Source organism: Desulfobacterales bacterium (assembly GCA_030066985.1).
Taxonomy (GTDB): domain Bacteria; phylum Desulfobacterota; class Desulfobacteria; order Desulfobacterales; family JAHEIW01; genus JAHEIW01.
Window position 1 is genome coordinate 21,814 of the sequence record JASJAN010000024.1, and the last position, 18,397, is coordinate 40,210.

The window sequence follows — 18,397 nt, forward strand, 5'->3', positions numbered from 1 at the left end:
TGATATTTGGGTTTTTGGGATTTGGGTTTTAAGAATTTTGGCGTTTAGAACTTCCTCAATCATGAAAACCCTTCAGCTTAGAGATCGATTAACTCCATTAATGCGACAGAATAGTAGAATATGATTAACATCCAAAATTAATCTTGCCAACATCTAATGATGTGGCCTCAGATTTTCTTTTTTGTGTGCATTTTGCGCAGCTCGTTTTTGAGGATCTTGCCGGTTTTGGTCATCGGCATCTGCCGGATGAACTCAACCTCGCGGGGATATGCATGGGCCTCCAGTTGAGATTTGACATGCTGCTGAATGCTTTCCTGTAGGACCGTATCCGGCTCGAACCCCTTTTTAAGAACGATATAGGCTTTAACGATCTCTCCTCTGATGTCATCGGGAACGCCGATGACACCCACCAGTTTTACAGCCGCATGTTTCATCAGGCAATCTTCGACCTCACCGGGCCCAATGCGGTAGCCGCCACTTTCAATCAGTTCATCCTGCCGGCCCGTAAACCAGAAATGCCCGTTTTCATCCCTGACGCCGTAATCACCGGTGCGCATCCATTCACCACTAAATTTTTTGCGGGTGGCCTGGGGGTCGCCCCAATATTCGAGAAACATGACCGGATCCGGACATCGAACGGCAATTTCACCGAGTTCGCCTGCTTTGGCGACATCACCGTTAGCGGTTAAAATGTCAACCTGATGCCCGGGGACTGCTTTGCCGATGGCCCCCGGAACGACCTCCATCACTTCTGAACAAAACCCGATGACATAATCGCATTCGGTTTGACCATATTGCTCGTTTAATTCAACTCCCAGCGCCCTGCGGCTCCATTGATAAAGCTCCGCCCCTAAGGTTTCCCCACCGGCGGTGATGGATCGCAAACGAAGATCATATTTTTCTCTGGGATTTTCAACAGCGTGCATCATGAGTCGCAGAACCGTGGGAACTGCCATCATATTTCTGACACCGTATTTCGCCATCAGGGAAAAGGCTTCGTCAGGATCAAATTTCCGGGCTCTAAATGCCAGGACCGGATAACCGTGGTGCAGGGTCGGAAACAGGGTATCGTATGAGCCACCGATATAAGCCCAATCGAGCGGCGTCCATACCAGATCGCCTTTTTGAGGAAAAAGATTATGATAGAATTCAAAACCGGGAAGAATCCCCAACAGAATACGATGTGCATGCAGCGTGCCCTTGGGAGGACCTGTCGTACCGGAAGTGTAAATGATCAGGGCCGGATCATCAGCGCGCGTTTGAACAGGCTTGAAATGCGGGCGGCCTTTTTGGACACACTCCCAGAAATCCAAAATCCCGGGCAGTCCGGCAGAATCGACCACCAGAATGAGCATCAGCGCAGGCAAGCGCTCCTTGATTTCCAGAATCTTTGCTAAATTGGCGCTATCTGTGATCACTGCTTTGGCAGCACTGTTATCCAATCGATATTCGATTGCCAGGGATCCGAAAAGGGTTAGCAACGGTAAGGCGATGCCGCCAAGTTTATAAATGGCGATATGAGAGATTAACGTTTCCGGACATTGCGGCAACAGGATGCCGACCCGATCCCCTTTTTCAATGCCATGAGCCCTGAGTGCATTCGCCAATTGATTCGAGCGCGTTTTCAAATCCCTAAACGAGTACCGCTGCTCTTTTCCGCCCGGTGCTAAATAGATAAGGGCCAAACGGTCCTTTTTATCTGCCCATTTATCGCAGACATCCACTCCCACATTATAGAACTCGGGAATGTGCCAGGAAAACTGATCATAAATTTGAGCATAGGTCTTGCCCGTCAGCATCGCTACCTCTCCAATCTATCATTATCGCGTGTCTGACTTCTTTTTCATTTTGGCCAATTTCTGGGCCACAAATTTTTCTTGGTTGCCAGATGTGACACAGGTCAACAAATGCTGTGCCTCAAGCGCCAAAATTTGCTCGAAACTGGCATGCAGTCCCTCATCTAGGGCGATACGCGAAAGTTTAAGGGACATCGGTGAGTTCTGGCCGATGCGTTCACACATGTTCATGGCTGTTTCCTGAAGTTGGGTGTCGGTAACAACCTGGTTGACCAGACCGATCTGCAAGGCCTGTTGCGCATCGATAATGTCACCGGTAAAGACCAACTCCTTTGCTTTGCCCAATCCCACCAGTTGCGAAATGAGTTTTGTGCCGGCACCGGTAATCGTAAGCCCCACACCGGTTTCAGGGAAGCCAAATTTGGCATCTTGGGCGGCGATCCGAATGTCGCAGCTCAAAGCAAACTCCAGCCCACCGCCAACCGCGTATCCCCTGATGGCCGCGATCAACGGTTTGCCCAACTGCAGGATGACCCGTTGGACTTCCTGGAGAGCATTTATTTCTTTTTCCCATTGGGATGGGCTTTTGCCTGCCTTTGTTTCTTTGAGGTCTTCACCAGCACAAAAGGACTTGCCGGCACCGCCTAAAATGACTGCGACAACGTTTTCATCTTCGCGGGCCACATGCAACTGGCGGATCAAACGCTTCAGCAAATCCGGGTTGATGGCATTCAGCCGCTCGGGCCGGTTAAGGGTTATAATGCCAACGTTTTGTTCTCGGCGAAATAGTACCGCTTCTTCTTTCACTTTTCATTCTCCTTTTAATCTAAACTGAGCACCTGCCCTTAGTATCTGGTAGAACTGGTCCATATGGCTAACGGCGCCATATATAAGTAAAGCCTGCGGTTATCGACCAGGCAATGGTAATGTCATTCATTCCAGGCCGCCTTAAAAAGGCGAACCAAATTCTCACCTAAGATCTTTTGGGTGTCTGATTCAGTAAATCTCCTGGCCAGCAGGGCCTCGGTCAGGTTGGGAAAGTCAGACGAGTTTTGAATGCCTTGCGGGTTGCGAATGGGAAAATCCAATTCCATGGCTGGACCCCGTTTGGATTTGCCCGACAAAAGCCAGTCAAAGAATTCCCTCGGTTGGCCTTCGGTGAAGTCGGTTCCAATGGCAACATGGTCGATGCCCACCATTTCAACCAGGTACTCAATGACATCGATAAAATCCGCAATAGTGGAAGCGTTGCCAGCCGGAAGAAACGGTGGAAACACCGTTGTACCGATAACACCGCCCTTTTTAGCAAGGGCTTTTATGGCATCATCAGGCTTGTTGCGCGGGTGAGGGCGCAGGCTGTAAGGATTGGCATGCGTGAATACCACTGGTTTAGCAGATGCGTCGATGGCATCCATAGTGGTTCGATAACCCACATGCGACAGATCTATAAGGATGCCCAAGCGATTCATCTCCTCGATGACTTCCAATCCGAATCGGGTCAACCCGGCGTCAATACGCTCCAGACAGCCTTGGCCGACAAGATTGGCCTCCATATAGGTTAACTGAATAACCTTAACACCCAGTGTGTGAAAAATGGTTAGCAGACCGATGTCGTCTTCAATCGCCGTTGTATTTTGAAATCCGTAGATAATACCCGTTTTGCTGGCTTTTTTGGCCGCCTGGATATCCGCAGTGTTACCGACCGGCATAATGAGGTCGGCATATTGGCTTAACAGTCGATCCCATTCGATGATATTGGCAATGGTCTGGCGGAAGTTCTCTAGAATCGACACCGTACAGTTAACGGCGGTCAACCCGCCCTGCCGCATGTTCTGAAAAACAGCTTCACACCAGTTGCTGATTTGCAGCGCATCGATAATAATGGCTGCATCATGGACTGTTCGACTTCCGCTGTGCATACCAATTGACTCCTTTACTTAAATAGCTTACAAAAACGTACCCGGTTGTATGTTTAAAATAGGATAAACAGTTATGCAACGTTTTTTGACGGATGGGTGATGTTCAAAAGACAAAGTAGAGGGGTAATCCTTTAAATGAAGAAGATCCGAATCACTGGCATCGTCGGCAGCCCGCGGCTTAAGAAAAACACGGACGCTCTTGTTCGACAGACATTGGAGGGATGCCGCAGCGAAGGCGCCTCGGTTGATACGATCTATCTCAACCGGCTAGATATCAAACCTTGCCAGGCCCACAAAGTCCAGGATGGTAAGGGCTGTATTGTAAGAGATGATATGGATGCTGTCTATGAGATCTTCGAAGCCTCAGACGGACTCGTCTTGGGTACACCTGTTTACTACAATTCGGTTTCGAGCCAGATGAAATTGATGATCGATCGATCCTATTGCCTCGCCAAGGCGGTGCCGCTGGGCCCGGGTAAGCGCACATATGTCACGGCGGTTAAAAAGGCCAAAAAAGGGGTCGTCATCTCAGTGGGCGGTAGTGGAACTAAACCAGACTGCGTTCTGCCGATATTCGATATCTGGTCAAAAGAAGTCAATTTGGATATCATTGATACGCTGTGTGTGAGCGAAGCTCAACTGGGAAGACTGCCGATGGACAGCGACCAAACGGCAAAGGCGGCATTTGAAAAAGGCAAAAACCTGATGAGCCTTTTGCTGAATAATCCGTAGGCAATCATATAAGGAAAGGAATCCTACCATGCCAAGACAATTTAAAGCCGGTTTTCATAACATCTCAGGTTTTAGATTAAAGTCGCTGACTGACAGCGAAGTGGATTTCATTCATCAGGCAACACTGCAGGTATTTCAGCATACCGGCCTCAAGGTTTATAGCGACGAGGCCATAGATATATTTCATGGTTCCGGAGCTGCCGTGGAAAAATTTGAGGACCATGCGGTCGTAAAAATTCCGCCGGTTATTGTCGAAGACTGTATCCGACAGGCGCCCCGCACGTTCGGGTGCTATGGAAGGGATCGCGAGGACGACTTTATCCTCGAACCGTCACTGGTCAGTTTAAGTTGTGCCGGGGGCTGTGTCAACGTTATCGATCCATATACGCTGGAGCACCGGCCGGCCATGAAAAAGGACTGTGGTAACATTGCCCGGATTTGTGATTCCCTGGATGAAATCGGTGTGCTGCTGAGGCCCTGTATTCCCAATGATGTGCCCGCAGATATATATCCGCTCCATGCTCTGGAAGCGATTCTGACGAATACTTCGAAACACACCTTGATCGGTCCGGATAATGTTAAAAATCTACGTAGAATGATGCAACTCGGAGCGGCCTGTGCCGGTGACATGAAAACATTTAAAGAGCGGCCCATTTTTAGTGCTACCGTCTGCCCCACGAGTCCGCTTGTGCTGACGAAAAATGCTTGTGAAATGATTGTAGAGGCTGCCCGACAGGGAGTCGGGCTTTTGGTCGTTCCAATGGCTCTGGCCGGTGCAATTTCTCCGGCAACCGTTGCAGGCACTCTGGTAACAACGAATGCTGAGATATTGGGCAGTATCATTCTGGCTCAGCTGACGGCCAGGGGAGCGTCATGCATCTATGGAAATCTGAGCACAATTATGGACATGAAAACGGGGAATGCTGCGGTGGGTGCGCCTGAATTAGCACGGGTGGCTGCGGGGACAACCCGATTGGCCAAATATTACGGTCTTCCCTGCTTGGCAGGTGCAGCCATGTCCGACAGCAAAATCCCGGATGCCCAGGCCGCCTATGAATCTGCTCTTAGTATAATGCTAACCAGTTTGGCCGGCGCAAACATTATATTCGGTATGGGCGCACTTGATCATTTATTGACGATTGATTGTGCTAAATTGATTATGGACGCTGAATTGGAAAGAATGGTGATGAATATCCTTGGCGGCATTGATGTCTCGGAAGATTCGGTCGCCCTGGATGTCATTCACCGGGTCGGGCCGGCCGGAGAATTCATGACCCAAGAGCATACCTATGATCACATGCGCGATTTTTCTCAAAATAAATTATATGACCGGCGCTCACGCGATGTCTGGCTCGAGAAGGGCGCCAGAGACCTGACCGAATGCGCATACGAAAAAGCCCGCTATGTCATTGAAAACCACAATCCCAAACCACTTCCCGAGGGGGCTTCCGCAGCCATGCAGGCAATTACGGCGGAACATGAGGCCGAGCTTGGTATCCGCCAGGTTTAATCAGGTTGAGCCCGTTAGCCCGTATAATTAAAATTAGACATTTTCCTTTTTTAACCGGCTCAACGGGCTAACCTGAAAAGGTGATCTACTGATTTGAAAATGGCTTCAAGTTTTATAAATTTTATATGTTCACAAAAGAATGAGATGACAAAAACCTGCGTTGATATAGATGTGCTGTTTTTATATGATGATGAGCTCAGTTGTTGCAGTGGACAGCACTTCAGGGCCGGCTTCCGTCACCAGAACATTGGATTCAATATTAAAATGCCCGTAGTGTGTGGCAACGGTGGGCTCAATCGTCACAACCATACCGGCCTGCAGCTCGGTATCATCAAAGAGCGCAATATGGGGAGGCTCGGTGGTGGCCATTCCGATTCCATGGCCAACCCGCCCGGCCTGGTTTGACTGGGCCGAAGAGCAGTCGCCCTCACCCCAGAAATCCTTCAATCCGGCTTTTTCAAATTCCTGATTGCATAATCGGGAAAGATCGGAGGCCCTGATACCGGGGCGGATGGCCGCCACCACGGTATTGCTGATGCCATTTACACTGTCATACATCTTCTTTTGCTCGGATGAAGGCTCACCAATGGCGGCAATCCGCGAGAAATCGGAAGAATATCCATTAACTTTGCAACCGGTGTCAATCCAGAGCAAGTTACCGGCTTCCAGAATATGCTCGCTGGGATTGGGTAAAAATCCACTTTCATAATTATGCGGCCCGGAATTGCTCAGGGTCCATACGGCCGTGCCACCCAATTCGACGGCGGTGTCATATACAAGCGTAGCGGCATCTTTTTCCGTCATTCCCGGTTTGACGCTACGAAAACATTTCTCAAAGGCCTGGCTGCTGATCGAACAGGCTTTACGCATGCATTCCACTTCCGCCTCTGATTTGACCATCCGCACGCCCCATAAAAGATCGGATGCATCGAGAAAATCGGCTCCGGGGAGCTCTTGGGTAATTCTGACAAAATCATTGTAAGGCAACCCCAGGCGCTGTTCGTTCCCCAGTTCGGCACCAATTCGTCCGGCATTCAAGCCCAGCCCCTCAAAGACATCCTTTAGTATGTCAAACGGTATGGCGCCAAAAGATGCATACGTCCGTATATCATCCACCCAGGACTCGCGCCGCTGAGAGTGTTCGAAAAAATCGTGCACGATCAATACCGGATCACCTTTTTGCGGCAGCACCATAATCGTCGGTCTGGAAAAAGAAAAATCTCCGTGACCGCCGCTAAAATAGGTAAAGTTGCTGGCTTCAGTGATGAACAGAGCATCCAGACCTTCCGCCGCCATTATATTTCGGGCCCTTTCCCACCGGTTATCATACTCTGTTTTGGCAAAACGCTTATATTCTAAACTCATGAGCAAAGCCTCCTTTGCTGAATGTCACCATTTCGTTAATTGAAAAATATTGTATAAAACAAGATCAATACACCACCTGTCTTATCGAAATGCAAGATGTTTTGATCTTGCGTTTTTATCTCGCTGAATCAGACATTCAGCTCAATGGCGCCAACCAGCAATGCCACGGGATTTGCGGTTGAAATACGTGCAAAAGTTCATTAGTATACACCTGATTATTGCATGAAAATGAATAAGTAATCCAGCTTACAGCAAAGGCGCAATCCTTGAAAGATAAAACCCCATTCGTCATCGCGTGCGCTGTCCTGGCACTTGATATCAAATACGCAGCTGAGCAATTGGGCACGAACATCGGCACCAAGTTTCTGCAAGGCGGCCTTCACAATCGTCCCAACCGGTTGCGTGAAAAACTGCAGGCCGCAATCGACGAAATTTCAGCCAGTGACCGGTGTGACCGTATCATCATCGGATACGGTATCTGCGGCCGCGGAACCGTCGGCATCCAGAGCCGGGATATCCCCCTGGTGCTGCCGAAGGTCCATGACTGCATTGCACTTTTCTTAGGAGGGGATGCGGCCTATCGACAAGAATTCAAAAAATACCCGGGCACCTATTATATATCAGCCGGCTGGCATGAAGAAAAAACCGAGCCCATTTCCCAACAAAAACAGTCGGCCTATTATGGCAGCGAAAAACTGAATTATAAAGAATTGGCTGAAAAATATGGTGCGCACGATGCTGAGGAAACCATCAGATTTCTGAGCACCTGGCAAAAAAATTATCAAAGAGCCGCTTTCATCGAAACCGGGGCAAAGCTTTCACCCAAGTATGAAAAGTACGCCCGGGAAATGGCAAAAGAATACGGCTGGAGATACGAAAAACTCGTCGGTGACCAGATGCTGATCAAAGCGCTTTTGACCGCCGATGAGACCACCGAAGAAATCTTGTTGGTGCCCCCCAACCACGTCATCGACTTCGATGCCATGCAATCCACCCTTGCCGCCAACCCGATATGGCTACCGGATGAAAGTCGGCCGGCGCAAACCGAAGTTACGGTAATGGATAAAGGTCACCATCATGCCGACGAACCACCGTATCTGGAAATCGGGTTGGGAATCGATGCTGGCGGCACTTATACCGATACGGTTATCTACGACTTTCACCGGGATCGGACCGTTAGCAAAAGCAAGGCACTGACCACCAAATGGGATTTCACCGTGGGTATTAACAATGCCCTGGCAACCCTGGATCAAGAAAAGCTGCAGAATGTGGAAATGGTGTCCTTATCCACCACCCTGGCAACCAATGCGATTGTTGAAGACGAAGGTCAAAGAGTCGGTATGATTATCATGCCGGCCTATGGCCGTTTCGATCCCGACGATATCCCGTATAAGCCCAAGGCCGTAATTTCGGGACAGCTGGAAATCACGGGAAAGGAAATCTGTCCGGTGGATGAAAAAGAGGTCCAACAGGTTGTGCGCCGCATGGTGGCAAAAGACAGGGTCAAAGCCTTTGCGGTCTCCGGCTACGCGGGCGCCATCAATCCGGCCCATGAACTGAAGGTCAAACAAATCATCCGACAGGAGACCGGGCTGTTTGTCACCTGTGGCCATGAACTATCACAGATTCTGAACTTTCAGACGCGCGCACATACAGCGATGCTGAACGCCCGCATCATCCCCAAACTGACCCAATTACTGCTGGATTTGGAGAAGGTGCTCGCAGAGCAAAACATTGCAGCGCCCATTGTGGTTGTGAAAGGGGATGGCACCCTGATGAGCGCAGCCATGGCCAAAGAACGACCCGTTGAGACGATTCTGTCAGGTCCAGCGGCAAGTGTGGCCGGCGCCCGGCATTTAACGGGCTTAAAAAACGCATTGGTGGTGGATATGGGTGGCACCACAACAGATACGGCAGCCCTGGTGGATGACGCCGTCAGTATCTGTGAAACCGGATCCAACGTCGGCGGCCACAAGACCCATGTAAAAGCGCTGGAGATCCGTACGGTCGGTCTGGGCGGTGACAGCCTGATTCAATACGAAAGAGGAGAGTTTCACCTCGGACCCCGTCGGGTAGCGCCCATCGCCTGGCTGGGGGCCATGTACCCCGGAACGGAAAAGGCACTGGATTTTCTTAACCTGCACCTGGATCGCTACACCCTGTCCACCCAGGACATGCAAATTCTGGCCCTGACCGGCTCGGCAGACCATCTGGACCTGACACCTTTAGAGCAAAAAATCCTGACGCTCGTTCAATCAAGACCGTATTCGATTGACGAGCTTCTCAAACGAACCGACTCATTGGTGGAAATGAGCTTAAATCTCGACCGTCTGGAAAAGCTCTTTATTGTTCAACGCTGTGGTTTAACCCTCACTGATCTTTTACATGTGACCGACAGGTTTAAGCGCTGGGATAAAAAGGCAGCCGAACGTTTCTGTCAGATGTTCTCCCGGCTGACCAAAATGGACATCCCCCAAATGGCAGACCACCTTGTGAACATGGGCGTTACACGTCTTACGCTGGAATTGTTAAAACGACAGCTGGATGATGAGGTCAATCCTGATGCCCTTCACACCTGCCCGGTCTGCCAGACCCTGGTAAAACATTTACTCATGGGCGGAAGCCATCCGTATAAGGTTCGAATTGATCTGAATCGGCCGGTGGTCGGTATTGGCGCTCCGATCCACTTTTTTTTACCCCTGGCCGCAAAAGCCCTGGGCACTGAAGCGGTGTTACCTCAAGACGCAGATGTCGCCAATGCCATCGGCGCAATCACCAGCAATGTAGTGGTCAAACGCCAGCTGCGTGTCATTCCGGATGAAGAAGGGGGGTTCTTGATCGAGGGCTTGGCCGGCAAGCGACATTTTAAAAAATTCGAAGATGCCGATGCTTTTGCGCGCGAAAAGTTGCTGCAGAGGGTCCGGGAACTGGCGCGCGCCGCCGGCACCAGCGCTCAGGCAGTCACACTCAAAATCGAAGACAAGATTCCTAAGACCGCGGACGGAAAACAAATCTTTTTGGGCCGAACCATTCATGCGAATCTGACCGGCCGCCCGGATATTGTTGTTAAGGCGAATCTGCAGGGTAAAACAGTCCCCGCCAATTAGTTTCATGTTCCTCAAAGATGTTACCCGCGTAAGGGGGAATATTTGAGTCCATTTTTTTCTTGAATTGAGAAAATCCCAAGCACCAATTTACAAAAAACAAATAAATCACAATGACCAAAATTCAAAATCGCAAAAGTTTTGATCATTGCAAAATTGAGATTTGGGATTTGTTTGTAATTTGGTGCTCGGAGCTTGGAATTTTATTTTCTGAAATTTGGGGTGGTCAGCTATAATAAAAAAGCACATTTCGATATTAATTACTTCCTTTTGTAGTCTCACGGGTAATTAAGATGATGCCCGTAATGACAAGTGCGGCACCTATCAATTGGGTAAGTGAAAGCCGTTCGCCCAATAATATGGCAGCCAGGAAGATTGTTAAAATTGGCTCTGTGTTTAGCAACATTGATGTTTTGACCGGCCCAATAATTTCAAGACCAATCAGTAATGTGATGTAGCCAACGGTCAACGCCAAGCTAGCGACACCCAGCTTGAGCCAACCCACCGCGGCAATCGATGCTCCCGTTCCGCCGCTGATGAGCATGAAAGCCACAAATAGGATTGTGCCGATCGTCAGGCAATGCACATTGACTGCCTGTGGATCGACGTTGCGTATCGTCAGGCTGCTGACGGCAACAAATGAGGCCGCACCTAGCGCTGCTAAAAAAGCAAACGCAAAGCCGCGCCAGTTGTGGCCCGCCAAAGACTGAATTTCCAGAGCAAAGGCAAGACCGATGAATGCGATCGTGATCGCTATCATTCGAAGAGCAGTGATGGGTTCTTTTTCAGTAAATCGAGCGATTAACGCAACCAGGAACGGAGAGGTATAAAAAATCAGAACGGCCAAACTAACCGGGATATACTGGGTTGCGCTCAGATATCCAAAGCCCATCATAAATACCGATATACCCAGGGCCAGGCCGGCATAGCGTTCCCGCGGCGGCAATACTAATTTTTTGCCACGGATCTTAAGAAACAGAATCAGAAGAGTGATTGTCACCGAATGGCGCACGGCATTAATTGTTGGCACATCGATGCCATCCCGATAGGCCATATTGGAGATTACAATATTAATCGTAAACCCGGTGGCGGATAATAAAATCAGGCCGACACCGATCCACTTTGCGGCGCCGCTCGGGATTGTCTCAAATGAATTCGCTGGTCTGGGTCTCATATGGGCTTATGATCTTAATCGTTTCAAATTACCTTATTAAGTAAAATATTCTCATCTCATGTAAAATAGTAATCAGTCAAGGATGCCATCACGTATAAAAAAATATCAATAGCTTGAATTTTGACATGAATGATCGCAGTTGAAATCATCGCTTGTTTTAAAATCGAAACATTAGCGATTCCGTCACATAAACCGATACGCTCATCGGTTGCAAAAAATTCTAAAATTCCATATGTTGACGCAGTGACCCGTACATCAATACATTATGCTGGCACCGAAGAGCAGATTGATCGGTTCTGCCCCCACCTTTCCCGATCGCAGAACCTGTCTTTGATCTGAAGATTTCAGAGTCAAAGGAGTTCAACATGCCAAAAGCCCCCAATTACGAACAATTTTTGCAATTCAGCAACCATGGTGTCATTGCTACGGATAAGGACGGCCGCATCCTGTTTGTGAACAAGCGGGCCAGAGAAATCCTTAAATTTATAAAAACCAAGATGATCGGGGTTAACATCGCAAAACTATTGCCGAAAACCAGTGAATTGGTGGCCCAATGCCTGGCAACCGGCAAACCCCAGTTGGAAAGCCAAATCCAGGGAAGACGAGTCAATCTCATTGTCAACATCAATTCCATAAGAGAGGGCAAAACCGTTACCGGTTGTGTTTGTAACTTCCTGCGTCTGGATGAATTTGAATCAACGGCCTGGAAACTGGAGTCCTTTGATTTAGTGGATCGACAATTTAAGACTGTTTTCGAATCTTCTTCAGACGGGATTTGGATCTGTGACAAAAACGGACGGGTGGTTCTGATCAATCGGGCTTCAGAGCGGCTGGGGGGCATTAAAAGAGAGGACATTGTCGGAACAAAGGTTTCAGATCTGGTTAAAAAAAAGAGGCTATACAGCAATTATGTCACCGATGAAGTCATTGAAACCAAACGTGTGGTCAGCCAGCTGCAACATGTAAGAAACACGAAAAAAACGGTGCTTTGCACGGGCATACCCGTTTTCGATCGAAACGATAAATTGTCAATGGTGGTAATCAATGAAAGGGACATCACCCAATTAGAAGCGCTCAAAGTACAGTTAGAGGAGACGCGTAAAGAAAAAGACCGCTATAAAACAGAGCTGACCGAACTGAGCATGCTCGAATTGAAAAGACAAAAAATTGTCGCCGAAAGCGACCAAATGCGCGACATTTTAAAGACCGCAATAAAACTGGCGCACCTGGAGGTCACTGATATCCTGCTTTTAGGAGAATCGGGCACCGGCAAAGGGCTTTTGGCCAAATTCATTCACAACAACAGCCAACGAAAAAAGAAACCGTTTATTCAAATTAATTGTGCGGCCTTACCCGAAAACCTCCTGGAAGCGGAGCTGTTCGGTTATGAAAAAGGCGCCTTCTCAGGTGCCGACGAACAAGGTAAACCCGGGCTGTTCGAGCTGGCCCATGAAGGTACGCTATTCTTGGATGAAATCGGCGAGCTGCCCTTCTCGGTGCAGGCCAAGCTGCTGAAATACCTGGACGATCATAAGGTCCAGCGTTTAGGGGGCATCAAAGCCAAACCCATTGACTGCATCATTATTGCAGCCACCAACCAGGATATCGAAAAATTTGTACGGCAAAAAAAGTTCCGCAAGGACTTGTTTTATCGGCTTAACATTTTAACCATTAAAATTCCGCCCCTGCGCGAGCGCCCGGAGGATATCTTCGAATTGGCCAACAGCTTTTTGCACCATTATAACCGGAAGTATAAGCAAAAGAAAAAACTCAACCCCCTGGCATTATCCTTATTACAAGGCTATTCTTTTGCCGGAAATGTCCGCGAACTCAAAAATATTATTAAAAAAGCGGTGGTCATGAGTGAAGGGGATGTGATCGATACGGTCATACTGAGCAGTATCGGCAAAGAGGTGATAGAAGACCGCTGGGAAGTGAGGGGCGCGGATAAAAAAATTAACAATCTGGTGGACATGCTTGCGGCGCTCGAAAAGGAGATGCTTAAAAATGCCATGCGGCACTGCAAATCAACGCGCGAGATGGCCCAGTTTCTCAATATCAGCCAGCCAACGGTCGTGCGTAAACTGAAGAAGCACAGTCTGCCGCCGCCAATCCACCAATAATCGTAACCCAGAATATGCGTACAAATAGATGGAGCATCTTTTTAAGTGCTTGACGGATTCAAAACCGAAAAACGCAAGGTGGCAACCGGGATTCAGATCGCCTTCCGTGTTGGCGGCGCTGGTCCACCGCTTTTGCTGTTGCACGGTTATCCACAAACCCATCTGATGTGGGCCAAGATCGCACCACGCCTGGCAGCGCATTTTACGGTGGTTATGAGCGATTTGCGGGGTTATGGAGACAGTGACAAACCGCAAAGCGATCCGCGGCATGCGACTTACAGCTTTCGGGCCATGGCTCAAGATCAGGTCGGTCTCATGGAAACCCTTGGCCACCAACAATTTGCGGTCGCCGGTCATGACCGCGGTGCCAGGGTAACGCATCGAATGTGCCTGGACTATGCGGATCGAGTGACAAAAGCGGCTGTGCTGGATATTGCACCGACCCTGACCCTGTATGAGCAAACGGACATGTCTTTTGCAATGGGATATTACGAATGGTTTATATTGCCCCAACCAGAGCCGTTTCCGGAGAGACTTATTGGTGCCGATCCGAAATTCTATCTTCAATATGAGTTGCTGGGCTGGTCGCAGAACAAAGAATCGGACATCGCGAGCATATTCAATCCTGAATGCCTGGCGGAATACGAGCGCTGCTTTTGTGACGCCCAAACGATTCACGCCACCTGCGAAGACTATCGTGCGGCAGCCTCTATTGATCTGGAACACGACCGCCAAGACCTTCAAGCGGGCAGGAAAATTCAGTGCCCTCTCCTGGTCCTTTGGGGCGATGCCAACCGCATACTGCGCAAATTCGATCTGCTGGACTGCTGGCGTGAGGCTTCTGACAACACTGTGGAAGGTCGAGGTTTGCCCTGCGGCCATTATTTACCGGAAGAAGCACCGCAGGAAGTCTTCGAGGCGTTTGAATCATTTTTTAAAAATGAGGTATTTCCAGTTTGACCTAACCGACCACTGTCAGCTTCGGTGGGAGGGGCTGGGGGGCGTAGCCGCTGTCGGCGGTGATGCAGGATACCCCTTCGGCGGTTATCAGGTCCCGCAACATCTCCATGGTGTCGTCATCCGGAGGCTGGATATGAGGCAGCTGGTAATCCAGTCCCAGTGCATCATATTTGGAGAGGCCCAGCCTGTGATACGGCAGCAATTCAATGCCTAAAACACCGGGCAGCTTATCACGAGCAAATTTGGCGGTGGCCATGATGTTCTCTTGGCTGTCATTAATCGACGGTATGACCGGAATCCTGATCACCATGGGAATATCGAGCTGCGCAATTTTTTTTGCATTTTCTAGAATGGATTTGTTGGATACGCCGGTGATCTCTTTATGTTTTTTGGCATCCATGTGCTTGATGTCGAATAAGAAAAAATCAGCCCGCCGGACGGTATCTTCAACAGATCCCCAGCGAAAGAACCCACAGGTTTCTATGGCTGTGTGAATGCCTAATTTTTGACATTCTTCGATAACCGCCTTTAAAAAATCCGGCTGGGTTAGCGGTTCGCCACCACTGAAGGTAACGCCTCCAGAGGACCTCCGATAAAAAACCATATCCCTTTTGATGACCTGCATGAGCTCAGTCGCTGACATTTCCTTACCCAGCCAATCGCGCGCGCTCGAATGGCAGACCTTGATACATTCGCCGCACTGGACACAGATACCATCAGAATAAGCACCGTCTTTGGCAGGAATCGCAACGCCTTCCGGGCACTCCCGTTCGCAAGCATGGCAGGCGACACACCGCAAGGGAAAGATCCCGATTTGCGGCAGGCGATTCTGCGATTCGGGATTGGCGCACCAAGGACAATGCAGGGGGCAGCCTTTCAGAAAGACCACTGTCCGGGTACCGGGCCCGTCCGACACCGACCAGCGCTGAATTTCAATCACGATATTCTTCATTATTAGCAATTACCTGAATTTTGCACGAGTTGGAGGCTTTCATATGCAAGGCACTTAAGGGTGAGGCTATAGTGAACTATGCCTCACCCTTAATAATCCGCCTGAGGCGGACCGATGGAAGCCTCCGGCTCGCCCATAGGGTGAAAATTAATGAGATAGAATGTTATTCATACCTTATACTTTACGTATATTATGGTTTACGTCGCTGTGTCGTTTAACCTAATGGTATAAGAAACGATTAAAGTTTCTTATTAATTTTCATGCAAGATTCAGGTTAAAGGGTTTCATGCGTTGTCCGGCGTATAATCTCATTCTGTACCTGTTCGGAAAGATCATTAAAAAGCGCACAATAGCCAGCGACACGAATCACCATGTCCCGATAGTTATCCGGATTTTTTTGGGCATCCCGCAGGGTTTCAGGACTGATGACGTTGAACTGACAGTGATAGCCGCCGAGTTCAAAATAGGACCGAATCAGATTGGCCATGCCGGCCAGACCGCGCTGGCCCTCGATGGCAGAGGGCAGCAGCTTGAGGTTGAGCAGGGTGCCACCGGGATGTAGCTCATGGTTGACTTTGGCTTCAGAGCGCATAGCGGCGGTGGGGCCGCTGGTATCCGTTCCCGGATGCGGCGAGCAACCCTCGGCCAGGGGCTGAGTTGCTTTCCTTCCGCAGGGCAACGCACCCACCACCGAGCCGGTGGGGATGTTATAGGTCAGCCCCATAATGGCGCTGTGGAAGGGATTGCCTAAAGTATCTTTGTAACGGCTCAGCCCTTTGTCATTATAGTCCGTCATCTCCACCTGCAGACGATCGACATAATCATCATCATTGCCGAACTTGGGAGAGTTCTTGAGCAGCTCTTGGATTTCCTCATGGCCGACAAAGTTGTCATCCAGGGCCTTAATCAGCTGATCCATAGTGATGTTTTTTTCTTCAAAAACATTCTTTTTGATGGCCGCCAGGCCGTTGGCACAGTCGGCGGCACCCACGACAATCCAACCGGGACCGACATTATAACGCGCACCGCCGTCTACCAGGTCTTTGCCGCTTTCCATACAGCCTTCCACCAGCAGCGAAAGGTAGGGGCGGTGGACCATTTTACGATGCAGACGGTGCTCAATGACGGTTGAGACCGCACAGTGCTTCATAATGTGATCGACCTGATTAAAAAAGGTTTCTTTCAGTTCTTCAAAAGACGTAAACTCACGCGGATCTTTGGTAGGCAAACCCATCTGCTCATCGGTGAGGCGGCTGCGCCCCTGATTAAGCGTCCATTCCAGGGCAGCGGCCATATTGTAACCACCGGCATCGGTCCATTCGTAGACCTTGCGATGATGGGGTACGACACAGCCCAGCAAGGTCCACTCGCGGGCATCATCGGGCCGCAGCCCGGCATACATCATCATCTGGGTGCCCACCCGATCGTTGTGAAAGGCCGGAAAGCCGATGCCTTTACGGGACAAGGCGCAGCAGGCCAGTAAAAATTCTTCCGGTGTATCCGGATGAATGATGACGCTCAAAGAGGGTTGCGGCAGCGCCACCTGCGCAGTGGCTTCGACGGCCATAAAGCTGATATCATTGACGGCATCACTGCCATCGATGTTGCGGCCCCCGACACTCAGATTGGTAAATCCACTGTAACCGGCGTAATAACGGCTGCCGTTTTTGGGTAACAGCCAGATGAGCTCGGCAATTTTGATCCAGACGCAGTTAATGATTTCCTGGGCAAATTTCTGATTGATCGCGCCGGATTTTAGGTCTGCCTGATAAAACGGATTCATATACATGTCAAAGCGCCCGATATTGAAAGCCGGACAATTTTCAGACAGAAAACAACCCAGCATCACAAACCAGAGCATTTGAGCGGCTTCCCAAAAATTGCGCGGCGAAAATTCCGGTACCCGGCGGCAGTTGGCGGCGATGGCTTCCAGCTCCTTTTTGCGAACAGGATCCTTTTCTTTTAGGGCCAATTCCTCTGCATGCAGGGCATAACGTTGGCCCAGCGTTATGATCCCCTCACAGGCCTCAATAGCCGCCTGGTAATAATCGATTTTATCCAGATCATCGACATTGGTATAATCCAGGGTTGCTAGTTTTTCTTTGGCCTCATCACAGATGGCCCGGAATCCTTTGGGGAAAATGATATCTTGAAAATCAGGCGTAATCTCTCCCACATGGCTGCGCCATTTCATTTCGGTGTCCAAAATATCAGTATTGACACCGATTTTGAGGGTATCTTCAGGAAACTGCGCCAAAGCGTTCTCTTCAATCGATTTGCCTTTCCAGTAGGGAATAATTTCTTCGACAAACAGGCGCTCCTGTTCCGGATCAATATAATAGGGATCGCGCGGTCGGGTTTGAATGCTGTCCAGCTCCTTGCCCAGCCACTGCCAGGAAATTTCAGGGACCAGGGCACCCATTCGGCGCCCCGAGCCATGGGTTCCCACGATCAATTCGTCCTCAAAGATGTTTAGCGTGATGGTTTCACAGGCCAGCCGAAAGGCTTTGGCCAGACGCACAGGCGTAGCCTGGCCTTCGGTTTTTTTGTAGGATCGGGTAAACGCCAGGGCGCGCTCCATACAGATGGTCGGCTTTGAATCCAAATAGGCATTTTTCAACCGCTGGGTTCGCGTTTCCCCCTTTAAACCACGAGCCGATTCACGTGCATCATTCGTTAAATCAATGGCTTCCTGTGCTGGCATGACTGACCTCCTTTATATGGCAATGTGGGTCTATTTTTATACTTGTATACAAGAATAC

The 18,397-nt window shown here is 49.5% G+C and carries 12 protein-coding genes; 5 read left to right on the plus strand and 7 right to left on the minus strand.

Going from position 1 to position 18,397, the window contains the following annotated elements; genetic code table 11:
- Positions 1-167 precede the first annotated feature (167 nt).
- The 3 genes from QNJ26_13485 to QNJ26_13495 form a co-directional block, all read right to left on the minus strand.
- Entirely contained in the window at positions 168-1,799 is a 1,632-nt protein-coding gene (locus QNJ26_13485; GenBank protein MDJ0986548.1) for an AMP-binding protein, read from the minus strand.
- Positions 1,800-1,820: 21 nt separating this feature from the next.
- Positions 1,821-2,603, minus strand: a complete 783-nt coding sequence (locus QNJ26_13490; protein ID MDJ0986549.1) for an enoyl-CoA hydratase/isomerase family protein — start codon at positions 2,601-2,603, stop codon at positions 1,821-1,823.
- Between the two features lie 122 nt (positions 2,604-2,725).
- On the minus strand, positions 2,726-3,715 hold the full coding sequence (locus tag QNJ26_13495; protein ID MDJ0986550.1) for a dipeptidase: 990 nt from the start codon (positions 3,713-3,715) through the stop codon (positions 2,726-2,728).
- 135 nt (positions 3,716-3,850) lie between these two features.
- On the opposite strand from QNJ26_13495, the gene QNJ26_13500 reads away from it, so the two are divergent.
- Positions 3,851-4,447, plus strand: a complete 597-nt coding sequence (locus tag QNJ26_13500; protein ID MDJ0986551.1) for a flavodoxin family protein — start codon at positions 3,851-3,853, stop codon at positions 4,445-4,447.
- A gap of 28 nt (positions 4,448-4,475) precedes the next feature.
- Positions 4,476-5,957 (plus strand): trimethylamine methyltransferase family protein, encoded by a 1,482-nt coding sequence (locus QNJ26_13505; GenBank protein ID MDJ0986552.1) that lies wholly within the window; start codon positions 4,476-4,478, stop codon positions 5,955-5,957.
- Between the two features lie 180 nt (positions 5,958-6,137).
- On the opposite strand, the gene QNJ26_13510 is transcribed toward QNJ26_13505, so the two are convergent.
- Entirely contained in the window at positions 6,138-7,322 is a 1,185-nt protein-coding gene (locus QNJ26_13510) for a Xaa-Pro peptidase family protein (GenBank protein MDJ0986553.1), read from the minus strand.
- Positions 7,323-7,588: 266 nt separating this feature from the next.
- Between QNJ26_13510 and QNJ26_13515 the strand changes: the two genes are divergently transcribed.
- Positions 7,589-10,429, plus strand: a complete 2,841-nt coding sequence (locus tag QNJ26_13515; GenBank protein ID MDJ0986554.1) for a DUF1638 domain-containing protein — start codon at positions 7,589-7,591, stop codon at positions 10,427-10,429.
- A 253-nt stretch (positions 10,430-10,682) separates the two neighbouring features.
- On the opposite strand, the gene QNJ26_13520 is transcribed toward QNJ26_13515, so the two are convergent.
- Entirely contained in the window at positions 10,683-11,600 is a 918-nt protein-coding gene (locus QNJ26_13520; GenBank protein ID MDJ0986555.1) for a DMT family transporter, read from the minus strand.
- A 365-nt stretch (positions 11,601-11,965) separates the two neighbouring features.
- On the opposite strand from QNJ26_13520, the gene QNJ26_13525 reads away from it, so the two are divergent.
- Positions 11,966-13,723: a sigma 54-interacting transcriptional regulator gene (locus QNJ26_13525; GenBank protein ID MDJ0986556.1), complete on the plus strand. Its 1,758-nt coding sequence runs from the start codon at positions 11,966-11,968 to the stop codon at positions 13,721-13,723.
- A gap of 45 nt (positions 13,724-13,768) precedes the next feature.
- Positions 13,769-14,683: an alpha/beta hydrolase gene (locus QNJ26_13530; GenBank protein ID MDJ0986557.1), complete on the plus strand. Its 915-nt coding sequence runs from the start codon at positions 13,769-13,771 to the stop codon at positions 14,681-14,683.
- 1 nt (position 14,684) lies between these two features.
- Here QNJ26_13530 and QNJ26_13535 read toward each other — a convergent pair whose 3' ends face one another.
- A complete protein-coding gene (locus QNJ26_13535; protein ID MDJ0986558.1) occupies positions 14,685-15,635 on the minus strand; it encodes a glycyl-radical enzyme activating protein in 951 nt (316 codons plus the stop codon).
- Positions 15,636-15,909: 274 nt separating this feature from the next.
- On the minus strand, positions 15,910-18,339 hold the full coding sequence (locus tag QNJ26_13540; GenBank protein MDJ0986559.1) for a pyruvate formate lyase family protein: 2,430 nt from the start codon (positions 18,337-18,339) through the stop codon (positions 15,910-15,912).
- Positions 18,340-18,397 lie beyond the last annotated feature (58 nt).

Excerpts from the sequence above, each read along its gene's own strand:
- QNJ26_13485 (MDJ0986548.1), bottom strand. The coding sequence starts at position 1,799 with ATGCTGACGGGCAAGACCTATGCTCAAATTTATGATCAGTTTTCCTGG.
- QNJ26_13495 (MDJ0986550.1), bottom strand. The coding sequence starts at position 3,715 with ATGCACAGCGGAAGTCGAACAGTCCATGATGCAGCCATTATTATCGAT.
- QNJ26_13500 (MDJ0986551.1), top strand. The coding sequence starts at position 3,851 with ATGAAGAAGATCCGAATCACTGGCATCGTCGGCAGCCCGCGGCTTAAG.
- QNJ26_13505 (MDJ0986552.1), top strand. The coding sequence starts at position 4,476 with ATGCCAAGACAATTTAAAGCCGGTTTTCATAACATCTCAGGTTTTAGA.
- QNJ26_13510 (MDJ0986553.1), bottom strand. The coding sequence starts at position 7,322 with ATGAGTTTAGAATATAAGCGTTTTGCCAAAACAGAGTATGATAACCGG.
- QNJ26_13520 (MDJ0986555.1), bottom strand. The coding sequence starts at position 11,600 with ATGAGACCCAGACCAGCGAATTCATTTGAGACAATCCCGAGCGGCGCC.
- QNJ26_13525 (MDJ0986556.1), top strand. The coding sequence starts at position 11,966 with ATGCCAAAAGCCCCCAATTACGAACAATTTTTGCAATTCAGCAACCAT.
- QNJ26_13535 (MDJ0986558.1), bottom strand. The coding sequence starts at position 15,635 with ATGAAGAATATCGTGATTGAAATTCAGCGCTGGTCGGTGTCGGACGGG.
- QNJ26_13540 (MDJ0986559.1), bottom strand. The coding sequence starts at position 18,339 with ATGCCAGCACAGGAAGCCATTGATTTAACGAATGATGCACGTGAATCG.